This is a genomic window from Ardenticatenales bacterium (genome assembly GCA_020634515.1).
Taxonomy (GTDB): domain Bacteria; phylum Chloroflexota; class Anaerolineae; order Promineifilales; family Promineifilaceae; genus JAGVTM01.
On record JACKBL010000002.1, the window covers coordinates 154,020 to 168,941 of the forward strand.

12 protein-coding genes are annotated in these 14,922 nt (G+C 59.3%); 1 reads left to right on the forward strand and 11 read right to left on the reverse strand.

Annotated elements, in window-relative coordinates; translation table 11 throughout:
* Positions 1–64: 64 nt before the first annotated feature.
* The 4 genes from H6650_05255 to H6650_05270 all read right to left on the reverse strand — a co-directional run bounded on the left by H6650_05255 (position 65) and on the right by H6650_05270 (position 3,811).
* On the reverse strand, positions 65–373 hold the full coding sequence (locus tag H6650_05255; protein MCB8951402.1) for a hypothetical protein: 309 nt from the start codon (positions 371–373) through the stop codon (positions 65–67).
* A 29-nt stretch (positions 374–402) separates the two neighbouring features.
* Positions 403–816 (reverse strand): IS1 family transposase, encoded by a 414-nt coding sequence (locus tag H6650_05260; GenBank protein MCB8951403.1) that lies wholly within the window; start codon positions 814–816, stop codon positions 403–405.
* A gap of 401 nt (positions 817–1,217) precedes the next feature.
* Positions 1,218–1,418: a hypothetical protein gene (locus H6650_05265; GenBank protein ID MCB8951404.1), complete on the reverse strand. Its 201-nt coding sequence runs from the start codon at positions 1,416–1,418 to the stop codon at positions 1,218–1,220.
* Positions 1,419–2,920: 1,502 nt separating this feature from the next.
* Entirely contained in the window at positions 2,921–3,811 is an 891-nt protein-coding gene (locus H6650_05270; GenBank protein ID MCB8951405.1) for a hypothetical protein, read from the reverse strand.
* Between the two features lie 72 nt (positions 3,812–3,883).
* Here H6650_05270 and H6650_05275 point away from each other — a divergent pair, with 72 nt between their 5' ends.
* The gene (locus H6650_05275) at positions 3,884–5,032 is read left to right on the forward strand and encodes a tRNA-dihydrouridine synthase family protein (protein ID MCB8951406.1); all 1,149 of its coding nucleotides are present in this window, start codon (positions 3,884–3,886) and stop codon (positions 5,030–5,032) included.
* A gap of 3 nt (positions 5,033–5,035) precedes the next feature.
* Here H6650_05275 and H6650_05280 read toward each other — a convergent pair whose 3' ends face one another.
* The 7 genes from H6650_05280 to H6650_05310 form a co-directional block, all read right to left on the reverse strand.
* Complete coding sequence (locus H6650_05280; GenBank protein MCB8951407.1) at positions 5,036–8,563, reverse strand: tetratricopeptide repeat protein; 3,528 nt, start codon at positions 8,561–8,563, stop codon at positions 5,036–5,038.
* A gap of 3 nt (positions 8,564–8,566) precedes the next feature.
* Positions 8,567–10,090: a hypothetical protein gene (locus H6650_05285; GenBank protein ID MCB8951408.1), complete on the reverse strand. Its 1,524-nt coding sequence runs from the start codon at positions 10,088–10,090 to the stop codon at positions 8,567–8,569.
* Between the two features lie 94 nt (positions 10,091–10,184).
* Positions 10,185–11,348, reverse strand: a complete 1,164-nt coding sequence (locus tag H6650_05290; GenBank protein MCB8951409.1) for a hypothetical protein — start codon at positions 11,346–11,348, stop codon at positions 10,185–10,187.
* Positions 11,349–11,610: 262 nt separating this feature from the next.
* A complete protein-coding gene (locus H6650_05295; GenBank protein MCB8951410.1) occupies positions 11,611–12,381 on the reverse strand; it encodes a hypothetical protein in 771 nt (256 codons plus the stop codon).
* 6 nt (positions 12,382–12,387) lie between these two features.
* On the reverse strand, positions 12,388–13,008 hold the full coding sequence (locus tag H6650_05300) for a hypothetical protein (protein MCB8951411.1): 621 nt from the start codon (positions 13,006–13,008) through the stop codon (positions 12,388–12,390).
* Between the two features lie 64 nt (positions 13,009–13,072).
* Positions 13,073–13,591, reverse strand: a complete 519-nt coding sequence (locus H6650_05305) for a B-box zinc finger protein (protein MCB8951412.1) — start codon at positions 13,589–13,591, stop codon at positions 13,073–13,075.
* 60 nt (positions 13,592–13,651) lie between these two features.
* Positions 13,652–14,908 carry an adenosylhomocysteinase gene (locus tag H6650_05310; GenBank protein MCB8951413.1) on the reverse strand — a complete coding sequence of 419 codons (1,257 nt, stop codon included), beginning with the start codon at positions 14,906–14,908 and terminating at the stop codon, positions 13,652–13,654.
* Between the last annotated feature and the right edge of the window lie 14 nt (positions 14,909–14,922).

Consider the following 14,922-nt stretch of genomic DNA (forward strand, 5'->3'; position numbering starts at 1 on the left):
TCTATAATCAGTTCGGCTTTTGCCAACTGCCGTGTCAATCGGGCATTTTCCCGCCGCAACCGGCTCACTTCTTCCGCTTCAGGATTGCTCTTGGGACCCGTTTCCGCGGTGTCAATCCGGCTATCTGGCCTGCTTCCTGCTGCCGTCGCCAGGTTGTCAGATGGGAGGAATACAATCCTTCCCGCCGTAGCAGCGCGCCGATGCCGCCTGACCATTCCCGGCATTTCTCGGCTTCTTCCAATACCCACCGCTTGTAAGCGGCGGTAAAGGTGCGCCGGTTCGTGTTCTTGGTACGCGGCAATACTTCCGGGTCGGGTCGGTCGTCGGGTCCAATGCCATTTTTGCTGAGTTTGTTTGCCTGTTTTTGTGTCATGATGTTCCTCTTCGCCCATGAATTCTACACTAAATTCTGAGTCTGAAGTGTCCCACTCTATATTGACACAATGGGATTTCATCCGCTTGCACTTGTTGCAAGTCCAGTGGCTGGCTGGCAATGACCGCTTCATGGACATGTGCGCAATGCACACCCGCTCGTTGCCACCAATTCTTGACCGTGCGCTCATCAAACCCAAAGGCTTTGACGATGGCCTGGACGGGACAGCCATACGCCAGCAAGACGATGACCCACATCACTATTTGCGGGTCGGTGCGCAAGCGATAGAACAATGTCCCTTTGCTGACGGCAAATGTTGTATTGCAGACATGACAATGACATCGCTTTTCTTTTTGGCTATGGACGGTGATATTGCCTTCACCCCGTTGTCCTCTAGCCGGACAGTCGATATTAGGGCAAAATAGTTGTTCTGGATTCATCATGTCTCCTACTGATTTCGGTTCTGCAAAACTTACCAGTATGCATGATGAATCCTTTTTTGCCAAATTGGCCGTTTTTGACGGTCAACCACGATTTACTGTGGTGCTACCTATACCCTAGTTGACATAGAAAAGCGCATTTTGGACGCGAACGAGAGGGGGTGCGAGAAGAGATCACCTGACGTATTCGCCTGAAGGAGAGCCACCTTGGGCAAACGATGCTCCAAGCCGGAGATTAATCAACCCACAGATGAACAAGTCGCCAAGTTCAGAGGCGATATTATTACTTGGTTTCATCAACACGGCCGTCATTTCCCATGGCGTAACAAGTCGGTTTCTAATTATGGAAAAATTATAGCTGAAATACTTCTTCAACGAACCCAAGCTGAAACTATTAGAAATTTCTAGTTCAATCGTTTTTTGTGGCTACACCTAAACCCCTGATTAGATGAGGCAACCAAGAGGTTTTCTAGCCAGTTTTCTCGATAAACAAATCCATTCAGCTTGTGAGCAGGTGACTGATACTCCTTGCTCACTTTTGATCGCGGACAGTAAGGGCGAAAGTTGTGCAACAACGCCCACGCACGTGTCCTCAGGTCAGCCACTTGTAGATTCCCATGAAAATATCGTCCACCCGCTAGCCAGCGAGCCATAAGCCCCATGTGGCGGTCAAGCATATTGCTGGTACGGTGGGCTGTAGGATGGTCAAATGCGAGACAGTATTGGTCAGCTCGCTGACATAGTTTGTCTATGGCCTCGATTGCATAACCACTTAACTTGTCTCGATTGTGCATCACCCACTGCTGAAGCATGGTAATGCCCTGTTTGAAATCGGGACGACTTGTCGCCTGGTAGATACCCCACACTTGTTGTTTGATTTGGGTGTAGGTGTTACCCAATCGCTTGCATCGCCCCCGTATTTTGATGAAGGCATGTAAAAAGCACAGGATAATTGTGATGGCTGGAAACAGGGTCTGCCATGCCTTACTTGTCGCTGCCCATCCATCTACATTGACCGAATCGGGTTTGTAACTGGGGTTTAGCTGCTGTGCTTCTTCTTTGAATACCTCGTAAGCAGCGGTCAACCCTTCTGCATCGGCGCTCTGGGATACAGCCGCCCCCAGTACGCAATCCTGGGCTACTGTCGTGGCTACGTACCATTTGCCGCCATGGGCTTTGGCATGTTTTTCATCTGCTAACAGATCAGTTGGCAGCTTTTCTGCTTCTTTCACGGTCGTTCCCACTAGACTGAATCGACCAAACGACTCGGTAAGACGGTACCAATAGCTATCGTTGCGCCCAAACACGTAAGTCAACGCCCAATCGGGAACACCGAACTGCTTCAAGAAGAGCGCCTTCTCTACTTCTGTTACCGTTCCTACCAGATAAGGCAGCAGGTCGCATGGGGCAATGGTGTAGGCCAGCTTTTGCCCCGCTTCATTCTCTATCTGTAACCGAATGCGGCGCAAGTGTACTTCTGGCATTTTCTTCGATGGCCTTGTCCATCCGTGCAGTTTGTATCCGGCTTGCATAGCTGGTGGAAACAATTCGGGATGGCTTGCCATTTGTTGTTCAATGTAGGTTTTGGCTTGTTGTGGGTCGGTCATCGTTTCTTGGTACTCTTCGTACTGCATTGGAATCACAATCCGTCGTGATTCCCACCGAGCGTTGTTTTTGTCTGTGCTATACTTGCGTTGCTGAGGGATTGTTGGTTCTGTCACAAGCCCAACAATGCCTCAGTTTCCTTTCAGACACAAATTCCGTTTGAACTAGGAAATTTCTTTCCCTTTAGTTTTCCGTAAATGGGGTTTGAATTTTGGTGCTTCAAACCCGAAATCAGGCCTTTGCGAGCCGGATAGCTTCGTATCCAGGCGGCAAATGTGCCGTAACCGAAGCCTTCTTAGAAAGTTGGTTGGAAAGTGGCAGACCAACTTTTTTTAAATGCTTCATCAGGCGTCCATACGTCGGTTTGGCAGCTCTGTCCCAGAAGCCAGTCCGGATTGGCGGTAGGGTCGCCGCCAGATATTTCAATAGCGACCCGAAAATCATGGTCAGTGCCGGCAAGCGCGTGAGCGCGGTCGGGTGGTGGACATAATGCCGACCGCCGCTAGTAGACGGGGGACCAGACCTCAACCTTTATTTCAACGCTATCCTCAGCAACAAGCGTGTGCGTTTGCGTTGGTTGAGACGCTGGCAGGAGATTGTCCCCATGCTTTCGCGCCAATGGGCGCACCACTTCAGCCTGGTGGCGGCTGGGCGTTGGCCCCTTGTTGGAGGTTCGCGGCGGTATCTTGCCTGCTGTTTTGCCGAAGGTGCAGTTCTTGGCTAGCCGTACCACACAGTTATTCACCCCATGTCTAACCGCATCTACCAATGAAAATCCAGCATCAAAGAGGGCCAGGTCCGTCTCCGTCAGCTTTTTGCCGACCTGCTTGTACACCTTTTCCATCTCCGCGGATGGCGCGTTTTGACTCGTATCACCGCGGACCAGTAGTTCCAGGATGGCGACCCGTTGTTCTCCAACACGCCCTGTTGTCCCCATCATGCCAAATGGCACACCGGGCACCGCTTTGTGGGCATCTGAATCATACGTTTTGCTCTTCAGCCCTTTCACTCGTGCCCTTTTGTATGCCGTCATATCGACGGGTTTCAGCTGGTACCCTTGAATCACCGTTGCCTGCCATTGACCAGCCGCGTCTACTTGCTTTTTCAACTCGTCGAGCAACTCCGCCAGATTGAACTGACCGTACGTGATCGCTTTGGCTGCCCGACGACTCCTTGCGGCTCGTTCTGCCTCGTCATCAATGAATGTGCTCAAATACGGGTCGACCGCGGGCATGATGCCACCGCCTGATTCGACAAAGTATCCGCTGTACATCGCGCTGATGACATCACAGATTCCTAAATCAGTTCCTTTCGGCAGCGTGGCAACCATTTGCTCAATTGCTTGTTGCACCTGATAATTGATAGCTGTGGGCGTGTTGGTGTTAGTGTTCACATACGAATCATCCATCAACACGCCCTTTTTTGCACCCCCTATTTTCTCTCAGTTAGGGAAAACCAAAGTAATGTGACATTGTCGTACTACTATCGTCAGCGGCAGGTTCAGCATGCCCGTACCCCAGCGACGCCAGCCCCATCCCCACGCGCCTTGCCCGCGGCGGACTGGCTGCCGGCAGCCGCACCCCGAATGGTTAATGACGTGACATTCACCCATTCACAGATTAACTCTCTTTACGCGCCCGATTTCTGGGTCCGCGACATTCCTATCTACGGCAAAACCATCCTGGCCCCCATGGCCGGTTACTCTGACGTGCCCTACCGTGCCATTTGCCGCGCCTTTGGCTCCGCGATGCAGTATACCGAGTTCGTGGCCGTGGAGATGTTGCAAAGCGACCGCCCCAACAACCATTGGCGGCTGTTGGACCGGCGGCCGGATGAATCGCCGATGGTTTTCCAGATATTTGGCAGCGATGCCGGCAAAATTCTAAACGCGGCGCAGCGTATTGAGCAGTGGGGGCCGGACATTATCGACATCAATATGGGTTGCTCCACGCGCAAAGTGAGCGGGCGCGGCGCGGGCGTGGGCATGATGCGCGATCCACGCCTGGTGGCGGAGACGTTTCGCCTGCTGACGCAGCATCTTTCTTGCCCGGTGACAGGGAAGATTCGCCTCGGGTGGGAGGACCGGCGGAACTACCTGGAGATTGGCCGTATCATGGCGGACAATGGGGCGGCGCTGATTGCCATTCATCCGCGCACGAAGGAGCAAAAGTATGGGGGGGAGGCGGATTGGTCGGCGATTGCGGCGCTGAAGCAGGCGGTGGATGTGCCGGTGATTGGCAATGGGGATGTGACGGAGTCGGTGCATGCGGCGGAGATGATGGCGGCGACGGGGTGTGATGGGGTGATGATTGGTCGGGGGGCGATGGGTAATCCGTGGATTTTTGCCGGCATCCACCGCGCCAACCTCGCCTTTCCCGAAATCGCCCAAACCATCCGCCGCCACCTGGCGGAAATGGTCGCCTACTACGGAGAAAAACACGGCCTGCTCAAATTTCGCAAGCACGTCAGTCAATACCTGGGCGAGATAGACGCGCTGGCCGACCTGCTTCCCCCCCTGCTCCTGGCCCACAACGTGCCCGCCTTCCTCGCTCTGCTGGCGGAAGCGGAGGAGGTCGTCGCCCATTCACCGACATGGCACGAGGAGGCCGCGTGAAAATCAGTCGATAGGACGCTCCTTGATCGCGGACATGGCCTCCTCCAGCACCTGCCGGCATTCACCACTTTCCGCTGTTTCCGCTACCGATGGCGCTTCATCGAGCACTTCCCGCAAATCGCGCAGCGCCACCAGGTAGGAACCGCGCTGCTCCCAGGGATGCTTTTGCCGCGCCATCTTTACCCCGCGCTGATATTCCTGCACCGCCAGCCCGCGGCGACCGTTGTGCAGCAACGCCAGGGCCATATCAAACTGCGTAGACACCTCATCCTCGTCCACCGTCATCGCCCGGCCATAGACACGCATCGCTTCGTCAAACCGCCCCAACTTATAAAGGCACCAGGCACGAGTGGCCAACTGCGTGCTGTCCATTTCGTCCGCGGCTGACTCCGCCTGCGTCAGCGCTGTTTGATAGTACGCCGACGATCCATCCGCATCCCCCAAAATGCGCAGCGCGTCTCCCATCAGTCGCCGCCAGGTGGAATCCTCCGGCGCGAGCGCAATGGCTTGCTCATAGGCGTTGCGCGCAGCGGTCAGGTGAGGATAGCCCGTTTCGTCGCGCTGATTGTGCAACGACCAACCATAGACGCCTTGTGTCCAGGCATCCTGGCTATCCAGCGCGACGGCTTGCGCCAGCAAATCCGCCGCCACCGCGAATTCGCCGCTGTCGCATAGCAACTTTCCTTTCACGCCCAAAGCCCAGGCATAATCAGGGGCCAGGCGCAGCGCCTCGTTCAGCGTTGCCAATGCCTCTTCAAACCGATCTAGTTCCCGCTGTGCCGTAGCTTTACTGGCCAGGGTGAACTGGTCCTCCGCATTCAGCGCCAGCGCCTGATTGAAAGTGGCGATGGCTTCCTCATAGCGTTCCAGCAGGCGCAGCGCCTCCCCTTTAACGAAAAGGGCAAAGCCATAGTCGGGCTGCGTGTGGAGGACGCGATCCACGCTACGTAATGCTTCCTCATATTGCTCCAGGGCCACTTGCGCCGCGCCGATGCTGGCCAGGGTCCAGTTGAGGGATGCGTCGGACGCTTCCTTCAGTTTTAGCGCCTGCTTCAGTTTTTCCAGCGCCTCCTCGTTGCGCCCGACGCCGCGCAGTGATTCTCCCAGGTCCGCCAGAATCCAATCTGTATTGGGCATCAGGGCATCCGCCTGGGTGAGTGTTTCCACGGCCTCTGGCAGGCGGCCTAGCGAGCGCAGTACCTGGCCTTTTGTTCCCAGGGCCGTGCCATAATGGGGGTTCAGCGACAGGGCGCGGTCCAGTGGGGGCAGGGCTTCCGCGTACCGTTCGGCCAGGCGCAGCACTTCCCCTTTTTCGTAGTGCAACCAGGCCAGGTCCCCATTGACGGCAATGGCCGCGTCCAGCGCCGCCAGCGCGTCGTCATACCGCTCCAGGGAGCGCAAAATCTGCCCTTTTGTGCCCAACGTCCAGGCATCGCGCGCACCCAGTTCGATGGCGCGGTCAATGGTCTCCACGGCCTCCGCGTATTTCTTTTGCAGACGCAGCGCTTCAGCTTGCTGGGCGTAGGTCCAGGCATTATCGGGGACGAGGGCGATGGCGTGAGCGAACGCCTCCACCGCCGCGTCATATTGCTCCAGTAGGCGCAACCCCTTGCCCAGGTCGCCCCAAATCCAGGCGGCGTTTTCGTCAAGGGCCACGGCCTGCCGTTGCACGTCCGCGGCTTCGTCGTATCGGTTCAGCGATTGCAGGATGCGGCCTTTTGTCCCCAGGCCGGCGACGTCGTCAGGAGCGCGCGTCAATGCCTCGTCAATGGCGACCAGGGCTTCATCGTACCGTTCTAGCTGGCGCAGGCTTTCGGCACGGCGTAGTAGCGCCCAGGGATCATCGGGCGCGATGCGCAGGTAGACATCCAGGACGGTGAGCGCGTCTTGCGGGCGGTCCGTTAACCGCAACGACTCAATCAGGTTGGGCAGGAGCCAGGTGGCCGTGGGGAGCATTTGCAGCGCCTGCCACAGGGCGGTGGCTGCTTCTTCATAGCGCCCCATGTCGTAGAAGACCTGGCCTTTTTGCCCCACGGCCCAGGCGTAGTCGGGCTTGAGGGCAAGGGCGCGGTCGAGATTGGCGAGGGCGGCGTCATATTGTTGAAGTTGGCGCTGTACGTCGCCGAGGACGGCAAAGGCGAGGGGATTGTCCTGGGTGGTGGCCGTGACCTGGAGCAATACTTGCAGGGCCTCTTCGGTGTGGCCCAGGGTGTTGAGGACTTGCCCTTTGGTGACGAGGAGCCAGGGGGCGTTGGGTTCGAGGGTGAGGGCTTGTTCGAGGACGGTAAAGGCTTCTTGGGGTTGGTTGAGGGCCTGGTAGGCGATGCCGGCATATCCCAACACAAACGGGTCACTCGGTACAATGGCTAACGAACGTCGCAAACAATCCAGCGCCGTCTCATACTGCTGCATATCGCACAGGGTTGCCCCTTTCACGCCCAACACAAACGCATCCTGGGGGTTAAGCGCTTCCGCCTCCGCCAGCGCCGCCAGCGCCTCTTCCTTGCGACCCAGCGAGCGCAGCGCCTCTCCTTTGAAACCCAGTGCAAGGGTGTAGTTCGGGCGATAGGTCAGCGCCTCGTCTAAATGTGATAGCGCGTCGGTGAAATGGCCGGCATTACACAAAACCGCTCCTTTGATCCCCAACGCCGTACCCAGAAAAATCGGATTATCCTGGCTTTGCGCAATCGCCTGATCGAGCAGCGCCAGCGCCTCGTCGTACTGCCGCCGGATACGCAGCACTTCGGCGCGGCCAATGAGCGCGGGCGGCGACGCGGGATTCAGCGCCAGCGCCTCCCGGAACATCTCATCGGCCTCCGGCCACTTGCCGGCATCCACCAGATAAAGCCCCGCATCCTGGAAGAATTTCGCCGCCCGTTCTCCTTGCCCATCATCCCGCAAAATTTCCCCCATCAGGCGCAGCGGGCGCGGTGCGGTGGGCGTTTGTAGCAGCACCGGCTCCAGGGCCACCACAGCTGTCTCATACGCTTCTAACCGCCAGTAGGCCAGCGCCAGGCAATAGCGCGCATCCCGGTCATCGAGGTCAGCGTTTAGCGCCTGTTCCAGGTGCGTGACAGCTTCCGCGAATTGGTCCGTGAACGCCAGTGCAATGCCAAAATCATCATGGTCCTGAGGCGAGAGGTTGGCGTCTGGTTGCACCAGGTAGTCTTGAAACAACTGCGTGGCTTCTTCCGCCCGCGCGCGCATTGGCTCATCTTGGTCCTGTCGCCAATGGATGCGCGCGCCCAGGCTGGCGATGGCCGCCTGTAGGCCCAGGGCGTCCGCGGCGGGCAGCACGGCATCGGTGCGCATTTCGCCGATGACGCGCGATAGCTGGATCAGGCTCTCTTGCGCGTATTCGTACCTTTCCAGTCGGTATTCTTGCCGCGCCAGCTCTAGGCGCGCCTGCAAAATACGCAGGTTGGCCCCGGTGACGTTGGCGGCGTTAGCCGGGGGGGCGGAGGCGCCGGTGAGCGAGCTGAGGGCGGAGGAGAGGTCGGTGGATATGGGTTTGCCGTTTTGTTCGCTCATGATTTATCCTCCGCGGCGGGTGATGCCCACCTGGGTGCGTCCGGCGCGCCCCCTGCTGGGTGGGGGATTGAGAATGCGTTCCCAGAGGGCGATGGCGGCGGCGGCGATTTCATTTCGCTTTTCTGGGAAGAGGAGGCGGCTTTGCCAGGCGGCGTTGAGAACGTCACGTAGTTCGTGTTCCGGGTTGAGCGTAATGGCGGCGTTTGGTCCCTGGGCCAGCAGAGGCGGCCAGTCGGCGACGCTGTTCCAGGCGGTGATGGTGTAATCCACTTTGGCGTGCGCGTCGAGAAAATCGCCCAGGAATTCCACCATTTCCGTGAGGAGCGTTTTCTGGTCGTTGGTGAGCGCTTCCGTGGGCGTTGTTGCCGGCAACGCCGTGTCCCATTCAGTGCGTAAGGTTTGGATGATGGGGGTGTATGGGGTCATGGGGTTGCGGCGGTTCATCCAGTCGAGCATGGTAAGGATGACGAAGGCGCGTTTGGCGTGGGCGGCCTGATCGTGGCCGTCCTGGAAGGCGCGCAGCGGGTTCAGGCGGAGCAGGATGAGGGAGAGGGCGTAGCTAGGCCCCATGGCGTAGGTGGCGAAGGCGTCGGCCAGGCAATCTTGCAGGATGAGGACGGGCCAATCGGCGCTGACGCGGGCGGTGAGGAATTCGTGGACATCGGTGCTGTAGGAGACGAGGTGGCCGAATTCGTGGGCGACGAGGGGGAGCGCCCAGACGGTCCATTCGGGGAAGGGGAGGCGGATGATGTTGGCGAGGGTTTTGTCGACGGCTTCGTCGCGGGCGAGGATGGTGAAGGATTCCCAGTTGGTGTTGGGGACGAGGCGGAAGCGGCGTACTAATTCATCGGCTACCTGGCAAATGCCGGCATCCAATCCCATATCCCGCAGCGCCACCCCCCGCAAAAAGTCCACGTACTCGGCGAAAATTGGCTTGATTTGCGCCGCCGTATTGTTATTGAGTTCCGCCCACACCTCCCCCCGCAGCCGCGCCGCCGCCGCCCCGTGCGCCGCCTGCGCGGGACCGCTTGTCTGCGCGCTCAAAGCCTCCTCGGCGGCCGCGGCGGCAATCTTCTGCTGGATGGCGTCCAGGTCCTTGCTCCATCGTTCCGCCGGGCGAATCAGCGTCATGCCCAGCGTTTTGCCCAGGTCGCTCTGGTCGTCCAGTTCAATGAAGCGTTTGCGCCGCGCGGAAATAATGGTCGTGGCGCTGCCCAGGTGCGCCAACACGCCACGAAGCTGCTCCTCACTGTTGTTCAGGTCATCCTGGGCGTTATCCAATACCGTCTGATCGTCGGGGTGCAGGTCGGCGCGGCGGGACAGTCGATCCAGGGCGATGCGGGCGTTGCCCAGGCTGTACAAGGCCTCGTCGAGGAACGCCTGGATGCTGTCGTTGCGGGCCGCCAGCAGCGTTTGCAGGCGTTCGATCTCGTCGCGCTGGCCGCGGACGGCATCCAGGACGCGCTGCACCTGCTCCAGGTTGCTACGCAAGGCGTCCAGTCGTGTTTGTAGAATCAAATCGCCCATAGGAGACTCCTTGGGAGGTAGTGGTTGGTGGGGAGTGGATAGTGGTCAGTGGATAGTGGTCAGTGGATAGTGGTCAGTGGTCAGTGGATAGTGGTCAGTGGTCAGAAGCGGGTTGTCGACTGTTTTGGCGTAATTGGGCCAGGAATCGGCAGGCGGATAGGGATTGAAGGCCAATGGCTTCGGATTGCGCCCACTGCTCCAGGCGGCAGCGCCAGGCGGCGTTGAGAACATCGGTGAGGGTGTCACCCGCCTGGCAGATGGTGGTCAGGGGCTGCCCGGACATGAGGACGGTGGAGAGCCGGGTGGCACGCGCCCAGCCCGTGTAGGCGGCTTCATCGTGTAAATGGGTGCGCAACAACGCGAGAAAGCCGGTGGTCCAGTTGTCTAGTTGCTGGCGATTGGCGGAGGGCAGTTCGTGGGGCTGGTTGGTCGCTTGCAGCAGGGCGCGCCAGCGGTCGCGCAGCCAGGCGGCGACGGCGGCGAAGGGGTGGAGGATGGCCTGAGGTGGACCCAGCAAGTCGAGGGTTTTGAGGATGACGTAGGCGCGCCGGGCGCTGCCGGGGTGGTTGAAGGTGTCCTGGTCGGCGGGGTCGAGGCGGAGCAGCAGGGTGGCGTAGGCGTAGGCGGGGCCGAGGGTGTAGGTGGCGAAGATGTCGGCGAAGAAGTCGTTGAGGTGGGCGATCCGTTGTTGATCCGCCTGGGCTTCTTGCCGGATGAAGGCTTCGACGTGGTAGACGGTCTGGCCGGCGGCGCGCCCACGTATTTCCTGGGCGGCAAAGTAGCCGAATTCGCGCGCGGCCTGGGGCAGGGTCCAGAAGGTGGTTTCGGGGAAGGGGAGGCGGATGATGCCGGCAAGATCATAAAACTGGTCCGCGTCCGCCAAAATCGTAAAACGGTCCCACGCCAGCCCGCAGCGTCGGCTAATTTCGTCCAGCAGCGCATCGGCGACGGGGCACAACCCGCCATCCATGCCTTCGTTGCGGCTGAGCGCGCCTTGCAGCATGGCCAGGTATTGGCGGAAGAAAAACTGGCAGGCGGCGCGTGATTGGCGGAGGGTGGTCCAGGATGCCGGCATATCTAAACCCGCTCGAGGCAATCGCAAAGCCAGCATTTCCAGTGGGGCGCGTTGCTGCTTGATCTCCTGACGGAAGCTGTCCCGCACAGGCCGCCGCATTTGCGCCGCAATGGCTTCATGGTCCAGCCAGCCTTCCAGCAGGGCCAGTTGGTTCAGCAAGGATTGCACGTGTTGTTGCAACAAACTCACTTCATTCATTTTGATAGTCGGTCGCCGCCTGGCCTGTCTATTGCCCCAATTCCATCATTGCTGTCATTTTACCATATAAATGCAAGACTTTCCGACGTGTTTTCCCCTGATGGCTCATGTTGCGGTGCTTGGGCGCGGTCATTTGCGGAGGCGTGCCGCGTGCGCGGGGTGTGCCGGCATTTTGCCTCCCGACAAGCGCCACGATCACGGGGGATGAAGATGATCAGGATGGCGCGGATTTTGTTTTAGCCGCGTGCTATTTGCGGAGGAGGCGCAGGATTTGTTCTTCGAAGGGGCGGTTGGGGGTGAAGAGGAGGCGGTGGCGGCTGATAATGCCGGCACGGGCTATCAAATAAGCGTCCATCAACTGGCGCAGATGGGCGAGCGTGGCGTCGGTGTCCTGGCTGTAGCTCATGTGCATGAGGGGGGTGCGGACGGGGTCTTCCGGCGGCATCAAGCCTACCAACTGGTTCAACGTGAGCGCAAACAACTCCCCATAAATGGGGAATGGTTTGGCCCAGTCGCCACGGCGCAGCAGGCGGTAGGTATCCCAAAACATCACCCAGAAACGATTGTCCAGCGATTCCAGTTCGGCGGCGGTGATGGTTGGGCGTGGCAGGGGCAGGCGGGCGCAGGCAGCCTGGTACTGCCGTGCCCAATCGCCGTTATCCTTGAGGATGTGGATTTCCGCATCCCGTGGGTCTGGCTCCAGCGTGTCGCGGAGTTCGTACCGGTAGTCGGCTTTGGTTCCGTTGCTGTAGAGGCAAATGTGGAAGTAGGGGCGAATGTGGTCGGCGTCGAAGGATTTTGCCGGCACATACGGCAAAACGGACTGCACGAAAGCGGCGCGGTTCGCATAGGCAGCGTCGCGGGCGGCCATGCCGGCAAAAACGAGGGCCACGTCCAGGTCGGAGTAATCATCCTGGGTGCGACGGCCAAAGGAGCCGGACAGGAAGCAGGCGAAAATGGTTGCCTCTTGCCGCACGCGCTGCTGCAAACGAACGATAACGCGCTCTTGTTCAAACATGGCGATTCAGGTAAAGCAGCCTGCCAGGGTGAGGCTGAGGACGGTGAGGGAGCCGAGGAGCGTGCCGGCAATGATCTGCGCCGGCGTGTGCCGTTTCAAAAACAGGCGCACCCAGGCCACCAGGATTAACAGCGGCAGGGTGATCAACAGCGTCCAGGACCCGAAGACCAGCCAGGCAATCGCCACCGTGGAGGCCATGGCCGTGGCATGAATGCTGATCAACCAGAAAATGTTGATGATGCCCAATGCCGCCAACTCAATGACGTTGAACCAGGCCAGGCAGCGCAGCAGGTCTGGTCCATGAAACAGTCGGCTCAAGAGCAGCACCAGCAGGCCACAGAAGACGCTCACCAGGTAGGGCAGGTGGCGCTCGCCGGTGTTGCTCATGTGCAGTTCGGCGATGCGGCCCGTGCGCAACATAAACAGAACGAACAGGATGGGGGCGAGGGAGACAAGCAGCCCGTAGGTGATGCCCCAGGCGAGGCCGCGCCAGCCGGGGGCGGCGTACAGAGCCAGGGTCAGGCCGATGATGGCAAACATCACCGGGGGGCTGATGAGGTTGGAGAAGACGCGGGCGGCGCGCACGGCGCCGGTGCGGGCTGCGGGGGACCAATCACGAGGAGTCATGTGGGCGGTAGGTGGTGGGTGCAGTGGCGCGCTATTCGTTCTGGCGCGCCGGCGTGTATACCTGTTATGGGCTGCTGCTGATGAAGGACATGGCGATGCCAAAGAGCATGAAGAGGACGATGAGGACCAGGAAGAACAACATAAGCGCGGCGGCGGCGATACCGATGCCGGCAACCATCCGTGTGCGCTTTGGGTTGGTGGATTGTTCGGCGTTCAAGAAGGCGTAGAGACCGATGGCCCCGGCGACGAAGGGCAGGCAGTAGGCGAGACCGGTGCAGCTTGCCAGGGTGGTGATGCCGAGGATGCCGGCAATCAGGCTGGCGAGGTCGAAGGTGTTGCCGCGGTACGGGAGGTCGGCGGGTGGCGGGGGGGTGGAAGGGCTGAGGCTGGCGGGGATGGCTTCGGCGTAGGCTTCGGGTGGGGTAACGGAAATGCCGGCATCCGCCAGCAACCGCGCATCCATCTCACACAAACGCCGCCCATCCGCCGCGTACCACAGGCATTGCCCGCACAAAGGCCGCCCGCAAACCTCGCAACGCTCAATTGCCGCCTGTCCGGCATGATAAACACAGACTTCGGTCATTGCTCATCGCCAGGGGACCGGAGCAGTCTCCGCGACTGCCCCGGTCCGGTAAAGCGTCGCCTACGTCCCTTCTTGCCAGGAGTTCAGATACGCTTCCTGTTCATTCGTGAGGACGTCAATGTGAATACCCATCGCCGCCAGCTTAATGCGCGCGATTTCCTTATCCACTTCCTCCGGCACCGGATGCACCGTACGCCCCAACGTCGCCGCGTTTTGCACCATGTAGGTTGCGCTCAACGCCTGGTTGGCAAAACTCATGTCCATCACCGAGGCTGGATGCCCTTCCGCCGCCGCCAGGTTAATCAAGCGGCCTTCGCCCAACAGATTGATCTTGCGGCCATCTTTCAGTATGTACTGATCGACGAACGGGCGCACGCGGCGCGGTTCACCACCCATCTCTTGCAGCGCGGGGATATTGATTTCCACGTTAAAATGGCCGGAATTCGCCACCAATGCCCCGTTTTTCATCGCCTGGAAGTGGCGTCGGTCCAAAACGTTCAGGTCGCCCGTGGCCGTGATGAAGATGTCGCCGATCGGCGCGGCCTCGATCATGGGCATGACGCGGAAGCCGTCCATCACCGCCTCCAGCGCCTTCAGCGGATCGATTTCCGTGACGATGACGTTGCCGCCCAGCCCTTTGGCGCGCATGGCGATGCCGCGGCTGCACCAACCATAACCGGCTATGACGACGGTTTTGCCGGCAATCAGGTAATTCGTCGCCCTGATAACCCCATCTAACGTAGACTGTCCCGTGCCATACCGATTGTCGAACATATGCTTTGTCATCGCATCGTTCACGGCAATAACGGGGAACATCAACTCACCGCTCTTAGACATCGCCCGCAGCCGGATCACGCCCGTCGTCGTCTCTTCCGTGCCGCCCACCATGCCGTCCAGCAGTTCCCGCCGGTTCTTGTGCAACTCACTCACCAGATCCGCGCCATCGTCCATCGTAATGTGCGGGCGATGGTCCAGCGCCGCCGAAATGTGCTGGTAATAGGTGGCATTATCCTCTCCCTTGATGGCGAACACGGGGATTTCGTAATGCGTCACCAGGGCCGCGGCCACGTCGTCCTGCGTACTCAGCGGATTGCTGGCGCACAGCACCACATCCGCGCCCCCCTGCTGCAATGTCGCCATCAGATTGGCCGTTTCCGTGGTTACGTGCAAACAGGCGGATACGCGCACGCCTTGCAGCGGTTTCTCCTGGGCAAAACGCGCGCGAATGCCGCGCAGCACGGGCATTTCCTGCTCTGCCCATTCGATGCGATGTCGCCCACCAGGGGCGAGGTCTACGTTTTTGATGTCGAATTCCATAACGATTGAAACTC